Below are 16,850 nucleotides of genomic sequence, written 5' to 3'. Positions count from 1 at the left end.
TCTTTAAATCAGTCAATCATATCAATGACTTTTGTAACCAATTTTTCAATACCAATGTGCGCTTCTAAAATCGAGGTTGCTAGCATATAAGCTGGCGTACTTACCACTTTGTGCACTTCATCAACCACAATGTCATCTACCTTAACAGCCTGATGCTTACCGCCCATTTCATTAAACGCCTGGGCAGTATCACTATCATTGCCAATAGTGCCAGTTACTCCTTGGTCATAAATTTTAGGGATCATCACAGGCGAAATACACACAAAACCAACTGGTTTACGTGCATTGGCAAAATCGGTAATAAAATTTTCCACAATTGGGTTAATGTGGCAATTACTGCCAGTCGTCGCAAAATTTGATAAGTTTTTAGCCGCGCCAAAACCACCAGGAATAACCAACGCATCGTACTCAGCCACATTTAAACTGCTGGCATTAAACACTTCTCCACGGGCAATGCGTGCAGACTCAACCAACACATTACGGGTTTCTTCAGTATTTACCTCACCGGTTAAATGGTTCACTACATGCATTTGCTCCACATCAGGAGCGAAACACTGGTACTGAGCACCGGCACGGGTAATAGCCAGTAAAGTCAAAACGGCTTCATGAATTTCGCTGCCATCAAACACACCGCAACCACTCAGTAATACTGCTATTTTTTTCATGATAATTACCTTCATCAATTATGAATTTTTTGGCTCTGTGGCTTAATGCCTCATCGAATAACATTTTTGATTGAGCATTGAGTTATACTTTTAAATGATAATGTAAAATTTACAACATAAATCCAACAAAACGGTTGATCTGATTAAAAATCGTGCTAACTTAGAACGTCGAATTTATCTAATGCACTTTTTTTAGTCGTAACACATGACATAAATTCATTGTGACTTAACTGACATCAATAAAAAAGTCCACAAATTAGTTATATTTTTTGAAATTAATAAATAGCTCACAAAATTTAAAATAACAATTAAAATTCAACAAGTTACTGATTTCGCCTCTAGCCGTAAGAAATTCTATCCAGCAACGTTGATTATTCCACTCACAGACTTATCCACAGGCTGAGAGGATTTTTGCATGGCTAAAATTCAATAAATTCACACGTATCAAATCCGCAAAACTCACCAACCGTGCGGCTTGTCGGACCTTTAAACTTATCCACACGCTGGTAGATAAATGCCTGACAATCTCACAAGTACCTTGAGGTGCTGTGGGTATAATGTCATCCTATCTATCTCGCAAAATACACAAAACGAAAAACACATTATGCCAACAATTCCTAACAATCCACTTATCCTGGTCGACGGATCTTCTTATCTTTATCGCGCTTACTATGCGCCGCCTCATTTAACAAACTCAAAAGGTGAAGCGACGGGTGCGGTTTATGGTGTTGTCAACATGCTGCGTAGTTTGTTAAGCCGCTATAGTCCAAGCCATATTGCTGTTGTTTTTGATGCTAAAGGTAAAACCTTCCGCAATGACATGTACGGCGAATATAAAGCACAACGCCCTCCAATGCCCGACGACCTTCGTAGCCAAATTGAACCATTACACCGCATTATTCATGCAATGGGGTTACCTTTAATCAGCATTCCCGGCGTAGAAGCTGACGATGTTATTGGCACCATAGCCTTGCAAGCGAGCAAAGAAGGCCGGGCCACGTTAATCAGTACTGGCGATAAAGACATGGCGCAGTTAGTCAACGACCATGTCACCTTAATTAACACCATGACAGACACCATCATGGGCCCAGAAGAAGTCAAAGCTAAGTTTGGTGTTGGCCCAGATCGCATTATTGATTTTTTAGCATTAATGGGTGACAAAGCCGATAACATTCCTGGCTTACCTGGTGTCGGTGAAAAAACCGCTTTAGCCATGCTAACTGGTGTTGGGAGCGTAGCGCAGTTACTGGCCGATCCACAAAGTGTGGTGGAACTTGGTTTTAGAGGCTCAAAAACCATGCCGGCGAAAATTATCGATAACGCCGACATGCTAAAACTCTCTTATGAGCTTGCTACCATCAAAACCGATGTCGAATTAGAACAAGACTGGCACGAGCTGAATGTTAAGCCGCAAAATCGCGATGAATTAATTAAATGCTTTGGTGAAATGGAGTTTAAACGTTGGTTAGCAGAAGTGTTAGACAACAAACAACCTACAGGCACGGTTAGCCAAGATAGCGACGAAGAAGTCACAGTTTCTGCCGCTATCGAAGCCGAATATGAAACCATTCTTAGCGAAGAAGCATTAGACAAATGGATTAATGAGCTAAGTAAAGCCGAGCTAATTGCCGTTGACACCGAAACAACAAGCCTTAATTACATGGAAGCACAGCTTGTCGGCTTATCCTTTGCCACTCAAGCAGGTAAAGCCGCATATCTGCCATTGGCCCACGATTATCCTGATGCGCCACAGCAACTCGAAAAAGCCGCAACGCTTGAAAAACTGCGCCCAATTTTAGAGGGTAAAACACCACAAAAAGTCGGCCAAAATCTAAAGTACGACATGAGTATTTTAGCCAATGCAGGCATTAAGCTTGGCGGTGTTCGCTTTGACACCATGCTTGAATCGTATGTGTTTAACTCGGTAGCATCACGCCATGACATGGATGGCTTAGCATTAAAATATTTAGGCCATAAAAATATCAGCTTTGAAGAAGTCGCAGGCAAAGGTGCCAAACAGCTGACCTTCAATCAAATAGACTTAGCCACAGCCGGACCTTACGCAGCAGAAGATGCCGATATCACCTTGCGATTACATGAGCACTTATGGCCGCGCGTAGAAAAAGAGTCAGCATTAGCTTCAGTATTTAACGAATTAGAACTGCCGTTAATTCAGGTATTATCAGACGTTGAGCGCCAGGGTGTGTTAATCGACTCTATGCTACTTAGCCAACAAAGTGGTGAGCTGGCCCAAAAACTCGACGATCTTGAAAATAAGGCCTACGAAATTGCCGGCGAGAAGTTTAACCTCGCATCGCCTAAGCAGCTGCAAACGCTCTTTTTTGAAAAGCTTAACTATCCAGTTAAAAAGAAAACCCCAAAAGGCGCGCCTTCAACCTCTGAAGAAGTGTTAGTCGAGCTAGCCTTAGACTATCCGCTGCCTAAAATTATTCTTGAGCACCGTAGCCTCGCTAAATTAAAAAGCACCTACACAGATAAATTGCCACTCATGGTCAATGCCACCACAGGCCGTGTTCACACCAGTTATCATCAAGCCAATGCTGCTACAGGGCGTTTGTCGTCAAGCGAGCCAAACTTACAAAATATTCCTATTCGTACCGAAGAAGGTCGACGCATTCGCCAGGCCTTTATTGCCCCAGCAGGCCGTAAAATTTTGGCCGCCGACTATTCGCAAATCGAATTACGCATTATGGCCCACTTATCTCAAGACAACGGCTTGTTAACTGCGTTTGCTGAAGGAAAAGATATTCATAGAGCCACTGCTGCAGAAGTGTTTGGCGTTCACTTTGAAGAAGTCACCACCGAACAGCGCCGCCGTGCTAAAGCGGTTAACTTTGGTTTGATATACGGCATGTCGGCGTTTGGTTTAGCTAAGCAATTAGATATCCCGCGTAACGAGGCACAAACTTACATCGACACTTATTTTGCTCGCTACCCTGGCGTATTAAAATACATGGAAGAAACCCGCGCAGCAGCTGCAGAGCAAGGCTATGTATCCACCCTATTTGGTCGCCGTTTGTACCTGCCCGAAATTAACGACCGCAACGCCATGCGCCGTCAAGCCGCTGAGCGTGCAGCCATTAACGCGCCAATGCAAGGAACCGCAGCCGATATCATCAAAAAGGCCATGATTGCGATTCACCAGTGGATTAACCAAGACACCCAAGGAGAAATTACCCTGATTATGCAAGTACACGATGAATTAGTATTTGAAGTTGATGAAGCAATGGCTGAAACTCTTAAAACCAAAGTGTGCGACCTAATGGCACAGGCTGCAGCACTTGATGTGCCATTGCTTGCAGAGGCAGGTATTGGCGATAACTGGGATGAAGCACACTAATATCGAGCAAGCTTATTAACCTGTTCCTCAACATTGCCGTATTTGATAATACGGCAATGTTGTTTATTGCACGGACGGATATCGGCACAGAGGTACCAATTAACACCGTCTTTGTTGTTTACATCTAAAGACCATAATAAATTTGACTCTACTTTTCTTGTCGCTATTTCTAAAAAATGATTTTCTCTAAAGACAAACCCACTGCAATCCTGCACAAACCATTAATGAGTCTATAAAACACTCAACACATATGGCGATTTGGTTAACAATTGAGCCAATTTTGCAGCAAAAATCACAGTTATTGTATCTTTTTATGAAAAACAGTTTTTCATTTTAAGGCGAATGCGCTATTATCTCGTTCGTAGGGTACAGAGGTTAAGATGTTCAATCTTTCAAACCTTTATTTCACTAGCAATAGTGACTAGCCAAATTCGGCGCCCCAGCAACCTAGGTTGCAGGGGCTTTTTTTTTGGCTTTTTTTCATACCTAAAAATATTTAGAGTAAATACTTTAACTTTACATAAAAAGCAGTTATTCTATGGTCATTGAGGGTTGTCAAATTGAGTTGATAACACTTGAGTCTTGTTGAATTTAGCTTCTCCCCAAAAGAGCTAATTTTTGTACCGATAGCCTCTTGGTTGTCGGTTTTTTTTTGCCTGATTTTAATGTCGACCACCTATAAAAAAACCGACTCAATGTCGGTTAATTCAATATGGTTGTTCAAACATCAACGCTATTCTGACTCAGTTTGCTCTTGCAACGCTTTTTGTTCAGCCAACCAAGTTGGATGACACCAGTCATTCAAAATACCCAGCACCTTGGGTTTGCCAGTTCCTTTTAGTGATGAAAACGGCTCAACGTGCACCTTATCACCAAACTCAGCTAAAGCCTTACGCACTTCATTAACCGTCTTAGTTTTTACACTCTGAGTCAATTTATCAGACTTTGTTAACAAGGCTAAAACAGGAATATGACTTAATACAGCCCACTCAATCATTTGCATATCAAGATCTTTAAGTGGATGTCGAATGTCCATGAGAACCACCACACCACTTAAGCAAGCACGCTTTTGTAAATACTCGCCTAATGCTTGCTGCCATTTATTTTTAAGTGCTAAAGGCACTTGTGCAAAACCATAGCCAGGTAAATCGACCAATCGACGATCTTCATCTAATTGAAACACATTGATAAGCTGCGTCCGTCCTGGCGTTTTACTGGTTCTGGCAAGGCTTTTTTGTTCTGTTAGTGCGTTCAAAGCACTCGATTTTCCGGCATTGGAACGTCCAGCAAATGCAATCTCAACGCCAACATCCCCAGGAAGATATTGATCTAAATGCGCGATATCTGGCGCACTGATTAAAAATTTTGCCTTACGGAAATCGATACGAGATTCGGTCACTAGTCACTCCAATTAAATTACTTTCAGTAAACGCTTTACCATAAATGTTCAACAATTGCTTACTTTTGCACGTTTTCGTGTAAAATATTAGCCTGATCACATTATATACCCAAGCAACGCTGATATGTGTGATGTAGTAATAATTGATCTCGTTCTACCTGAACGACGTACACTACATCAAAAGCGCTTGGAAAAAGTATTTTACCACGCTTGCGGGTCTTCCTAGTAAGCTCAGGACAATAAATTAACAAGAAGTTGGAACGCCATGAAAAAGTTAGCTCTTGCGCTGTCTGTAGTAGCCACTATGTCATCACCTGCTATGGCTGAAGGTAATGCTGAAGCCGGCAAAACTAAAGTAATCGTATGTTCTGCCTGTCACGGTGTTGACGGCAACAGCATGATTGATATGTATCCAAAGCTTGCAGGCCAACATCCTGCATACCTTGAGAAACAATTAAAAGAATTCCGCTCTGCCATGCAAACAGGTGGAAAAGAAGGCCGTATGGACCCAATCATGGGTGGCATGTCTATCGCGTTAACCGATACTGACATTGCAGACATTTCTGCATTCTTCGCTAGCCAAACTCAATCAGCTAACCCAGCGGTTGAAGGCACCGAAGCCGGCGAGAAACTATATCAAGGTGGCGATGCTGCTCGCGGTATAACATCATGTATTGCATGTCATGGTCCTGATGGTAGTGGTGCAGCTGCAGCTGGCTTCCCAATGATTGGTGGTCAACATGCTAATTACATCAAAATTCAGTTAACAAAGTTCCGCGACGGCACTCGTAACAACGATTTAAACGGCATGATGCAAGATGTTGCTAAAAAATTGTCAGATGCCGATATCGAAGCACTATCTAAATATATTTCAAATATTAAGAAATAATACGCTGGATAAGTGTTAATAAAAAAGGGCAATAATTTGCCCTTTTTTACGCCTCAAAGTTTACGCTTACGTCAACTGCACGCATTATTACTTGACATGCCTCACGGTTTTAGAGTTAAATACACCCCGTACCGAGGTAAACCCAGCTGTTTGAACCATAAATCAAATAACATCAAGCAGATTTCGGACAGACACATTTAAGATATAAGAATAAAGAAAACACATAACAATAATAATTTAAGGCCACTCAACAATAATAAAAATGAGTCGCGGTTTTAGTTTGAAACCCAGGTCGTAAAACTTGTAAGGAACAGACCGGCTGGTCAACTCGCTATTTAGCACTGCCTTACACAACAGAGTAATCCTTTTGGTATTATTTGAATGATTCAAATAATCGCAGAACAACATTTTGTTGGGGATGCATCCATAAGAAGCTTGCTCGAAGGTACAAAAAACAAGGATGGTTGGCTTTAAGTCATAGAAGACAAATAGGATAATGATGCGTCAATGAAGACCATCTACGGAAGCTGTAGTCAGGACGGCAACAGAATATAAAAAAGCGTCAGCGATGACCAATAACAACTACAAAAGCACGGAAAGCACAATAAAAGTTACGATCTGACCGGGATAGTCACATAGCAAGTACGGATACTTGGAATCAGAATAAAGTGCATTTAAGCACTATTTTATAAGGTGGCAGTTTACTGCCACCTTTTTTTTATGTGTTTTTATTCCATTCCTGCCGCGACAATGTTCACTGTCGTAAAAATATGGGTACAATGAGTCTCTAAATGAAAATTTGGATATTCGCATAATTTACTGTTTTCACTATGTATAGGTGCAGCTGCCGTTAATGAACCCATGCCCACTGTGTAGCCATCAAGCGGACTTTTTTTTACAAGATAAAAAAAGGGCATTTTATACATGCTCACAATGCGGTTTACTATTTGCTAACCCAAAATCGCACCTCATGCCAAGCCTAGAGCGTCAGCGTTATGGTCGGGCACAAAAATCATCGAAACAAAAACAATTATCACAATTTGTTTTGCCACTATTGGTGCAAATCGCCCAACAGCAAACAGGCCCGTTAAAAGGGTTAAACTTTGGCAGAGTACTTGATGAAAAAAGCCAACTAACGATTGTGGAAGCTGGCCACCAGGTTAATCAATACGACCCCTTCTTTGCTGCCGATCAGTCTGTTTTGAGTCAAAGCTATGATTTTGTGTGTTGTTATCGGGTCTTTGAGCATTTTAGGCACCCCATTCGCGAATGGAAATTATTGAATCAACTGATTAAACCTAATGGCTGGCTAGCAATTAGCACCCCTTTAATGACCGACAAAGCTTTGTTTGCTAAGTGGCATTATAAAAATAATCCGACTCACGTGAGCTTTTATCAGCAAGCAACCTTCGAATATTTAGCCTCCAATAGCGATTTTGAGCTATTATTTGCATCGAAAGATCTGGTTTTGATGCAAAAATCGTCAAAACCTGATATAAAGCGCATCCATATTTAGTGCCTTGTAGAAATTACTCTGCAAGGACGTGTTAAGAAAACCTAACGAGAACATCATGGCTCGCAGTAAAAAAACTCGCAAAGGCGGCGAAAACGGCCCTAAGTTTGCCCCAAGAGTAAAAAAAGCCGACCGTAAAGCGGTCGATGGTAAAAAATCAGAAACGGGTCGTAAATCTGGCAGTCGCCATAATGAAGCCTTGCTTAAACAAGCTTCAGGTAATGGCTCTTCGGTAAAAAAAGACGCGCGTCACGGCAGTAAAAAACCTGTGGCATTAACGTTACCAACATCAATAACTGAGCCGTTAGTGGTTAAGCCAAAACAGCCTAAATTATCTGACGAACAGAAGTTATTGAAACTGGAAGAAGATCCAAGACTGAACCAGCTACTTGACCAGCTTGAAGAAGGCCGTGACTTATCTGACACTGACCAAAAATGGTTAGACACTCAATTAGACAAAATTGAGCAGTTAATGCAGCGCTTAGGCTTAACAGACGGTGACGAAACAACTGTCGAAAGCCCTAAAAAGCAACTGTCTGACGATGAATTATTAAGTCGTTTCGAATCAGGTGCCGATCTGCTTAAAGATTACCAAAAACACGACTAAACCACTCAATGAATTTCATTTGAATGGAGTAAACTGGCGCACACCTAGTCGAATAGGTATAGGCGCCAGTTTTGTATTCAAAAAAGGATAAATTGTGCCTACTATTGTTATCGTCATTGCGTCACTCATTATTATTGCCCTAGCAAGTTACGCAGCCCACTTATTACTTACGCTTCAACGTCGCACTAAAGCCAATCAACAAGCGCAAGCTGAACGCCAAGCAAAGGCCGAAGAGCGCAGGCAACAAATTCTCACCGACATCCGCTATATTGCAGCCGCTATGTTAGAAGACCGTTGCGAGCTTTCTGAAGGCGTGGTGCGCATAGGCAAACTGTTTGATGCATTGTCGATGTCAGAACAAGTGATAGGCGATTTCCCTAACCTGTTTGCTCACTATGACATTATTAGAGAGCATCCCATCATGGAAGCACGCAAAGCACTACCCAAACAACAGCGGATGAAATTTGATTTTGAACGAATGAAGTCTGAAGCTGAGCTTGAGCAAGCAATATTAGATGAAGCCAAGCGTATCGCTCAATTTGACCAGCCTAAAACTCATTGATCTCCCCTTTTTGCGATAAACGACGAGTTTGCTTATAGCCTATGTGTTGGTTATGAATCATAAACTCGTCAACTTCTCCAACAAAACGCCATTGGCGAATAATGACTGATATGCTTTAATCAATGTACGCACTACTTTGGTGCTTTATAACAAGAAGCGTAAACGCTCAGATTAGGACCTCAATATGTTAAGTTCAATATGCTCAGGATTACTCCGTCTTATCGGTTGGAAATTTGAAGGCCAACTCGACAAAACTCAACCTTGCGTAATGATTGTTGGCCCTCACACCAGTAACTGGGATTTTGTTATTGGCATTATTGCCCGCAGCGCATTAGGCACCAACATTCACTTTTTAGGCAAACATCAATTATTTATTGCACCCTGGGGATGGTTGTTTCGTGCCATGGGTGGCAGCCCAGTAGATAGGCGCAAACACAATAACTTAGTGGATGGTGCGGCACAATTGTTTGAGCAACACCCTAATTATAAATTAGCCTTGGCTCCAGAAGGGACACGCAGCCCTGTTACACGCTGGAAAAGCGGGTTTTATCATATCGCAATGAAATCAAACGTAGACATAGTGCCGGTGGGGTTAGATTTTGGCCGCAAAACCATTGTGCTCTCACCACCAATGACGCCAACGGGTGATATTGAAGTTGAAATAAATCAACTCATGGATTTTTTTCGCTCAATTAAAGGTTATCGTACTAAAAACATTCCAGTGTACAAGGTGCAGCCCTCAAACGAACGCCTTTAATACTAAAGCGCACTCTCTAAGCTTTGTTCAGCCAACACATAGCTCCCACCTAATCGCGTTGATTGAGTGGGCGTTATCATTCTGGTTAACGATAGCACTAATCTTGTCGATGCTTGTGATACAAACATCGGCGACTCACCGTAAAAAGTCACGCCAGCAAAATCAAAACGACTATGTTGGCTGTACATACGTCCATGTATTTCGGTATCTGTTGCGTTAATCGCACTACGAGTAATTTGCAGAGTTTGCCCTGCACGTCCAACACGACTTTTCTCCATAGAGAGTATCGAATCTGTCATGGATAGTGATTCAGTATCGACACGATTAAAACGCACCAGCTTGCAGTCATTCAATATAATCTCTTTATACTGCCCACTAAAATGAGTTTTATCGTCTTGAAAGCAATGGCCAACTCGCTGACTTACATTGTTAGAAGGTTGCAAACGACTCACCACAGGGCCTTGTAAACTGGTCAGTAGCAATTGATTAAAAACATGTGGATGCGATTTCATCGGCACATGGCCAGCATCATTAATCACCTGTAATTGCGAAAGTGGAAGAACATGTTGTAACGCATTAGCTGTCCGCAATGGCGCGACGGTATCAAGAGCCCCCCAAATGAGTTGGGTTGCAGGCATTGTTTGATAATTAAGTACCGAAAAATTTTGCTCCATTAATGCTAATGCCGCATTCATGTTAGTTTTGTCGCCAATCGTCATATTTCGCAAAGACGAATCGCCACTAAAGAGCCTGGTTGGATCGAGTCCTGTGCCCGTTTTTTCGAGTATTTTATCGGCAAAGTTATCAACGCGCGCAATGACACGTCTTAGCCCTTGAGGTAAATCGGTTTGATCATTATCTCGGGTAGAAAGGTGCTTAATATAGGCGGTACGATCCAAAATCCCTGCGGCGTCAACTAAGACTAATCGTTCAATACGTCCTGGATATTGGTTGGCGTAATATAGGCTAATCGCGCCCCCCATTGAATGGCCCACTAAATGCACCCCATCAGAATGGCGATACTGCCCAATAACCCAATCGATCACTTTGGCATATTCTTTTGGCGAGTAGGTAAATACCGCCCCTTGAGACAAACCAAAGCCAGGTAAGTCAATTGCAACCACATGATATTGTTGGGCCAACGCAGGGATAACATTTAACCAGTCTTTAGAAGCCAAATCGCCTAAACCGTGGATCAATATCACGGTTTTTTGATGCTCAAGCCCAGCTTGCAAAACAAATAAGGGCGTATCATGAGTAGGAACCATTATGCGCTCATAATGATACTGAGTTGGATAGTCAGTCAATTCGAGCTCGGTTAGCGGATTAGCAACAGGCACTGGTTGCTCCCCCAGCGAGCGCACTTTTCTATTAATGTCGTTTAGCCAATTAGCCTCTACTGGCAATGCCCAAACCACCAGCAACATTAAAATTAATTGTTTACCCACGTTTAAACCTTTATCAATCCAGGTGTTCAATCTGTTTAATACTGCGGATATCATTGCCTGTTGGTGTTTGGAAGGCGCGTAAACCAAACTCAGGCAACACGGCAAAAATATGATCAAAAATATCAGCCTGAATTGCTTCGTAATAGGTCCAACGAATATCATTGGTAAAAATATACAATTCAATCGGCAAGCCCTCTGTGGTAGGTGCGAGCTGCCTAACCATCAAGGTCATGTCTTTATGCACCTTGTCATGGCGACGTAAATACTCTTGTAAATACGCTCTAAATGTTCCGATATTGGTTAGCCTTCTGCCGTTAACTTTCATGTCAATATCGCTCACATTGGCATTGGCTGCGCTTATTTCATTAAATATTTGCGGTAAATATTCTTTTAAATAATTCACTTTCCCTAAACGTATGCGCTCTTCATCGGTTAAAAACTGAATACTATTAACGTCTATATTGACTGAACGTTTAATCCGACGCCCACCAGACTCAGACATGCCCCGCCAGTTTTTAAAAGCGTCTGACACCAATGCATACGCGGGGATCATGGTGATGGTATTGTCCCAATTACGGACTTTTACGGTCGTTAATGTTACATCTTCCACCGCGCCGTCTGCGGCATACTTGTCCATTTGGATCCAATCGCCTTTACTGACCATACGGTTAGCGGCTAACTGAATACCAGCAACAAAGCCTAAAATGGTGTCGCGAAACACCAACATCACAAAACCAGTCGCAACACCTAAACCACTGAAAAAGTAAATAGGCGACTGGTCGGCTAGTATCGAAAAAACAACAATTAAGCCAATAAAAAATAAGAACAACTTGGTTAACTGTACAAAGCTTTTTACCGGTAAACGGCGATTGATATGGTTAACGTCGGCAATCTGATCAGCGGCATTAAGGGCACTGTAAATGGCGCGTAAAATAAAGACCACTAATAACGAACTTAGCAAGCGATCAATCACCGCACTGGCAAACTCGTGCGAGGTCAGCACTATCGGTATAAGCAAATCGAGAATACCGATCGGCACTAATAGCGCAAGACGCTCAAGGACATTAAAACGCATAAAAATATCGTCCCACGTTATCGACGAGCGACGAATAATGACATTAAGCACATTCACAACAAACCGATGCGCAATATAATAACCAATGCCCGCAATGATTAAACAAGCAAAAATTAATATGGAGGTGGCAAGTCCATCAGTAGGTTGGCTATTAATACCTAAGCGGGTTAACCAGTCCGCAATTTCAATCCGCACTTCAGTATTCACTCACAATTCCTTAGCAACATAGCCCTTAACAACATAGCGCTTTAAACAAAAGAACGCTTAACGACAAAACGCAATCAGAGGTTTCATTACCTACATTATGCATGCTATTGCATACATCAATTTAAAAAAGGTTCACTCAGCATACCATCAACGACGGTGCGGTAATGTGACAGTTTATCAAACAAAAAGGACCTTTTGGTAAAGTAAGTTTAACCCTCAAAAAGTGAAACGTTAAACTTAAAAGCTTGGCATTAGCTCTTTGGGCAACAAGCGATTAAAAGTTGCACTCAATAATAGTTCAACGGCGTTTTCGATATCTGGCGCAAAGTAGCGGTCTTGATCATAAAACGCCACAATTTCCCGTAGCTCAGCTTTTGCCATGGCCACCAATGGGCTGGGTTGTAATGGCGTTCTAAAATCAAGCCCTTGGGCTGCGGCCAGTAACTCTATTGCCAATACACCACGGGTGTTTTCGCTCATATCACGTAAACGACGCGCGGCAAACGTCGCCATCGACACATGGTCTTCTTGATTTGCCGATGTAGGTAAACTGTCTACCGAGGCTGGATGAGCATAGGTTTTGTTTTCAGACGCCAATGCCGCTGCTGTAACTTGAGCAATCATAAAGCCTGAATTCACCCCACCATTATTAACCAAAAATGGCGGTAATTTTGACAGGCTAGAGTCAATTAACAATGCCATACGACGCTCAGCAATAGCGCCTATCTCGGCAATGGCAATTGCCAGGTTATCTGCCGCCATGGCCACAGGTTCTGCATGAAAGTTACCGCCCGAAATGATGTCGCCAGTATCTTGAAACACTAACGGGTTATCGGTTACGCCATTTGCTTCAGCCCCTAGCACCTCGGCTGCTTGACGGATTTGGGTTAAACACGCACCCAATACTTGTGGCTGACAACGCAGCGAGTAAGGATCTTGTACTTTTTCACAATGCGTGTGGCTTAAGCTAATTTCAGACTCGTGAGTCAACAAATGACGAAAAATCGCCGCTGAATCGATTTGGCCTTTTTGGCCACGGGCAGCATGAATGCGCGCATCAAAAGGGCTACGACTGCCCATTGCCGCCTCAACACTCATGGCACCAATAACAGAGCTAGCGGCAAATAAATCTTCTGCATTAAACAAACCTTCTAATGCTAATGCTGTTGATGCTTGGGTACCATTTAGCAAGGCTAGCCCTTCTTTAGCTGCTAGTTCAATGGGTTTTAGCCCTGCAATCTCAAGCCCTTCGACCGCTGATATAATTTGCCCCTGATAACTCATTTCGCCTTCGCCTAATAACGGCAAACACATATGTGCTAATGGCGCTAAGTCGCCCGATGCACCCACTGAGCCTTTTTCAGGCACGCACGGATACACGCCAGCGTTAACCAACTGTATTAAAAACTCAATCACTTCTAAACGAATGCCCGAAAACCCGCGACTTAATGAATTAATCTTTAACACCATCATTAAACGCACTGTGGCATCTTGCATGTATTGTCCAATACCTGCCGCATGAGACAATACGATTGAACGTTGTAATAACTGTAAATCTTTTGGGGCAATTTTAGTGTTGGCTAACAAACCAAACCCGGTATTGATACCGTAAACAGTACGGCCTTCTCGTAGCACTTGTTGGACGATTTCAGCACTTTGATTAATCTCAGCGACCGCTTGCGGTGCTAAAGTTAATGCCACACTATTGCGGCTAATCGCACGTGCTTGCGCCAATGTTAAGGTACCTGGCACCAGTTCAAATGAATATGTCGACATGAATTAAGCTCCTAACATTGGTAGATCTAAGCCTTGCGCTTTGGCACAATCTTTAGCAAGCTCGTAACCCGCATCTGCATGACGCATCACCCCAGTTGCAGGGTCATTCCACAATACGCGCCCTAACCTAACAGCTGCCTCATCGCTACCATCGGCCACTATCACCACACCAGAATGCTGACTAAAACCCATCCCGACACCGCCACCATGATGCAATGACACCCAAGTGGCACCACTTGCTGTATTTAACAGCGCATTCATTAATGGCCAATCTGACACCGCATCTGAGCCATCTAGCATGGCTTCGGTTTCACGGTTAGGGCTGGCAACCGAGCCTGAATCTAAATGATCTCGGCCAATCACTATCGGCGCTGACAACTCACCATTTTTAACCATTTCATTAAAGGCTAAGGCTAAGCGGGCACGATCTTTAAGTCCAACCCAGCAAATACGAGCAGGCAAACCTTGAAACGCAATGCGCTCACGTGCCATGTCTAACCAATTGTGTAGGTGTGGATTATCTGGAATAAGCTCTTTAACTTTGGCGTCAGTTTTATAGATATCTTCAGGATCGCCAGAGAGTGCAACCCAGCGAAATGGCCCAATACCTTCACAAAATAATGGCCGCACGTAAGCTGGCACAAAACCAGGGAAGTCAAAGGCATTAGTTACGCCTTCTTCCAAGGCCATTTGGCGAATATTATTACCATAATCGGTTGTTGCCGCACCCGCAGCTTGCAATGCAAGCATGGCCCTCACTTGCACCGCCATCGACTGTTTAGCGGCTTTAACCACTGCCGCCTCATCTGTTTTACGCATTTGAGCGGCATGCTCTAAAGTCCAGCCTTGTGGTAAATAACCGTTTAAAGGATCGTGCGCCGAGGTTTGGTCGGTCACCACATCAGGGGTAATACCACGGGTGACTAACTCACTAAACACATCGGCGGCATTTGCAAGCAAGCCCACCGATACCGGCTTACCGTTTTGATTAGCCTCATAAATCATCGCTAACGCTTGATCTAATGATGTGGCTTTTTTATCCACATAACCTGTACGCATGCGAAAATCGATACGGGTTTCATCCACTTCACAAGTTAACACTGAGTAACCTGCCATAGTACCAGCCAGAGGTTGCGCACCGCCCATACCACCTAAGCCACCGGTTAAAATCCACTTACCTGCTGACGAGCCATTAAAATGCTGCTTTGCCATGGCCACAAAGGTTTCATAGGTGCCTTGCACAATGCCTTGCGAGCCGATATAAATCCAAGAACCCGCAGTCATTTGGCCGTACATTGCCAAGCCTTTTTTATCTAACTCATTAAAGTGTTCCCAGTTAGCCCAATGCGGTACCAGGTTTGAGTTAGCAATAATCACTCGCGGCGCATTAGCATGAGTAGTAAACACCCCAACAGGTTTACCAGACTGCACCAATAAGGTTTGGTCATCTTCAAGACGTTGCAGCACCTCAATAATTTTGTCGTAACTTTGCCAGTCACGCGCGGCGCGGCCAATGCCACCGTACACCACTAAATCTTCTGGGCGTTCGGCAACATCCTGGTGAAGGTTGTTCATTAACATCCGCATCGCAGCTTCTGTTAACCAGCTTTTACACTGCAATTGAGTGCCGTGTGGCGCAATAATGCGTCTACTTGGGTCGTGTCGTTTATCCATATTATCCTCTTCAACCAATTAATTTGGTTTGGTTTTTTGTTTTGTTTTGTTTTGTTTTGTCTTGTTTTGTCTTGTTTTGTCTTGTTTTGTCTTGCAGTTATTGCGGCCAGTGAATCAATAAAAATCATCTGACATGTGTTATTTTTTAACCAGAGCTGAGGTGAGTTTAAATTTACTCCCTGGATGCACTAACCTTGCAAAACTCACCACCCCCTGGCGTGACCAGGTGCGGCGTAAAATTTGTAAACAGGGTTCTGTCGCATCTATTGCCAATCTTTGTTGCAACTGTTCGGTTGCCATAATCGCTTCAACGGTATGACGTGCTTCTGTTAACGGCGCAACGGCTGATAAGTATTCGTGAGGTGTCTGCGCAGTAAAATCTTGATGAAGATAATTAGGCACGAGTTTAGGGTTAACATAGCGCTCTTCGACTTGCAGAGGCATACCTTGCTCGCAATGCACCAGCACTGAATAAAACACCGTATTGCCCACTTCAAGCCCTAAGGCATTTGCCACAGCAACACTGGCTTCGATTGGCTGTAATTCAAGTTGCTTAACACTATAACCATGACCGCGATCTTTTATCTCATCAGCAATATTACGAATGGCGAGTAACGATGACTGCGACTTAAGCCCTGCCACAAAAGTACCTACACCTTGAGTGCGCTCTAATACGCCTGAATCCACCAGCTCAGTTAATGCTCGCCTTGCCGTCATGCGGCTGCATGCAAACAAGTCAGTTAACTGATTTTCTGACGGCACGCGGTCGTTTTCTTGCCATTGGCCAGTTTCAATACGCGACAAAATAAATTGTTTAATCTGAGCAAATTTTGCTTGGGCCATATCAAGAATTCCACGATCGCTAAAATAGAGTTAATGCTTATTACTGCATTAACTCTACCTTGTATATACAAGCT

The 16,850-nt window shown here is 43.1% G+C and carries 13 protein-coding genes; 6 read left to right on the top strand and 7 right to left on the bottom strand.

Annotation, left to right across the window (positions count from 1 at the left end; translation table 11 throughout):
- Window positions 1-8: 8 nt before the first annotated feature.
- On the bottom strand, window positions 9-665 hold the full coding sequence (gene elbB / locus IEW93_RS09115; RefSeq protein ID WP_188739021.1) for an isoprenoid biosynthesis glyoxalase ElbB: 657 nt from the start codon (window positions 663-665) through the stop codon (window positions 9-11).
- Between the two features lie 604 nt (window positions 666-1,269).
- On the opposite strand from elbB, the gene polA reads away from it, so the two are divergent.
- Window positions 1,270-4,026 carry a DNA polymerase I gene (gene polA, locus IEW93_RS09110; RefSeq protein WP_188739020.1) on the top strand — a complete coding sequence of 919 codons (2,757 nt, stop codon included), beginning with the start codon at window positions 1,270-1,272 and terminating at the stop codon, window positions 4,024-4,026.
- A 733-nt stretch (window positions 4,027-4,759) separates the two neighbouring features.
- Here polA and yihA read toward each other — a convergent pair.
- Entirely contained in the window at window positions 4,760-5,425 is a 666-nt protein-coding gene (gene yihA / locus IEW93_RS09105; protein WP_188739019.1) for a ribosome biogenesis GTP-binding protein YihA/YsxC, read from the bottom strand.
- Between the two features lie 265 nt (window positions 5,426-5,690).
- Between yihA and IEW93_RS09100 the strand changes: the two genes are divergently transcribed.
- The 5 genes from IEW93_RS09100 to IEW93_RS09080 all read left to right on the top strand — a co-directional run bounded on the left by IEW93_RS09100 (window position 5,691) and on the right by IEW93_RS09080 (window position 9,753).
- Entirely contained in the window at window positions 5,691-6,314 is a 624-nt protein-coding gene (locus tag IEW93_RS09100) for a c-type cytochrome (RefSeq protein WP_188739018.1), read from the top strand.
- An 853-nt stretch (window positions 6,315-7,167) separates the two neighbouring features.
- Complete coding sequence (locus IEW93_RS09095; RefSeq protein WP_188739017.1) at window positions 7,168-7,830, top strand: class I SAM-dependent methyltransferase; 663 nt, start codon at window positions 7,168-7,170, stop codon at window positions 7,828-7,830.
- A gap of 55 nt (window positions 7,831-7,885) precedes the next feature.
- Window positions 7,886-8,434 carry a Der GTPase-activating protein YihI gene (gene yihI, locus IEW93_RS09090; RefSeq protein WP_188739016.1) on the top strand — a complete coding sequence of 183 codons (549 nt, stop codon included), beginning with the start codon at window positions 7,886-7,888 and terminating at the stop codon, window positions 8,432-8,434.
- 94 nt (window positions 8,435-8,528) lie between these two features.
- On the top strand, window positions 8,529-8,996 hold the full coding sequence (locus IEW93_RS09085; RefSeq protein ID WP_188739015.1) for a DUF2489 domain-containing protein: 468 nt from the start codon (window positions 8,529-8,531) through the stop codon (window positions 8,994-8,996).
- Between the two features lie 184 nt (window positions 8,997-9,180).
- Complete coding sequence (locus IEW93_RS09080) at window positions 9,181-9,753, top strand: lysophospholipid acyltransferase family protein (protein WP_188739014.1); 573 nt, start codon at window positions 9,181-9,183, stop codon at window positions 9,751-9,753.
- 2 nt (window positions 9,754-9,755) lie between these two features.
- On the opposite strand, the gene IEW93_RS09075 is transcribed toward IEW93_RS09080, so the two are convergent.
- From IEW93_RS09075 to hutC, 5 genes are all read right to left on the bottom strand, one after another.
- Complete coding sequence (locus IEW93_RS09075; RefSeq protein ID WP_188739013.1) at window positions 9,756-11,201, bottom strand: alpha/beta fold hydrolase; 1,446 nt, start codon at window positions 11,199-11,201, stop codon at window positions 9,756-9,758.
- Between the two features lie 13 nt (window positions 11,202-11,214).
- Window positions 11,215-12,483: a mechanosensitive ion channel family protein gene (locus IEW93_RS09070; protein WP_188739012.1), complete on the bottom strand. Its 1,269-nt coding sequence runs from the start codon at window positions 12,481-12,483 to the stop codon at window positions 11,215-11,217.
- Window positions 12,484-12,720: 237 nt separating this feature from the next.
- Complete coding sequence (hutH, locus tag IEW93_RS09065; RefSeq protein WP_188739011.1) at window positions 12,721-14,259, bottom strand: histidine ammonia-lyase; 1,539 nt, start codon at window positions 14,257-14,259, stop codon at window positions 12,721-12,723.
- Window positions 14,260-14,262: 3 nt separating this feature from the next.
- Complete coding sequence (hutU, locus tag IEW93_RS09060) at window positions 14,263-15,933, bottom strand: urocanate hydratase (RefSeq protein ID WP_188739010.1); 1,671 nt, start codon at window positions 15,931-15,933, stop codon at window positions 14,263-14,265.
- Window positions 15,934-16,071: 138 nt separating this feature from the next.
- Complete coding sequence (gene hutC / locus IEW93_RS09055; RefSeq protein ID WP_188739009.1) at window positions 16,072-16,776, bottom strand: histidine utilization transcriptional repressor HutC; 705 nt, start codon at window positions 16,774-16,776, stop codon at window positions 16,072-16,074.
- Window positions 16,777-16,850 lie beyond the last annotated feature (74 nt).

Source organism: Shewanella inventionis, assembly GCF_014641855.1.
GTDB classification, from domain to species: domain Bacteria; phylum Pseudomonadota; class Gammaproteobacteria; order Enterobacterales; family Shewanellaceae; genus Shewanella; species Shewanella inventionis.
This window is presented reverse-complemented; position numbering and strand designations above follow the sequence as displayed.

Coding starts and splice junctions, on each gene's coding strand:
- IEW93_RS09080 (WP_188739014.1), top strand. CDS start 9,181: ATGTTAAGTTCAATATGCTCAGGATTACTCCGTCTTATCGGTTGGAAA.
- hutU (WP_188739010.1), bottom strand. CDS start 15,933: ATGGATAAACGACACGACCCAAGTAGACGCATTATTGCGCCACACGGC.
- yihI (WP_188739016.1), top strand. CDS start 7,886: ATGGCTCGCAGTAAAAAAACTCGCAAAGGCGGCGAAAACGGCCCTAAG.
- IEW93_RS09095 (WP_188739017.1), top strand. CDS start 7,168: ATGAACCCATGCCCACTGTGTAGCCATCAAGCGGACTTTTTTTTACAA.
- elbB (WP_188739021.1), bottom strand. CDS start 665: ATGAAAAAAATAGCAGTATTACTGAGTGGTTGCGGTGTGTTTGATGGC.
- polA (WP_188739020.1), top strand. CDS start 1,270: ATGCCAACAATTCCTAACAATCCACTTATCCTGGTCGACGGATCTTCT.
- hutC (WP_188739009.1), bottom strand. CDS start 16,776: ATGGCCCAAGCAAAATTTGCTCAGATTAAACAATTTATTTTGTCGCGT.
- IEW93_RS09100 (WP_188739018.1), top strand. CDS start 5,691: ATGAAAAAGTTAGCTCTTGCGCTGTCTGTAGTAGCCACTATGTCATCA.
- hutH (WP_188739011.1), bottom strand. CDS start 14,259: ATGTCGACATATTCATTTGAACTGGTGCCAGGTACCTTAACATTGGCG.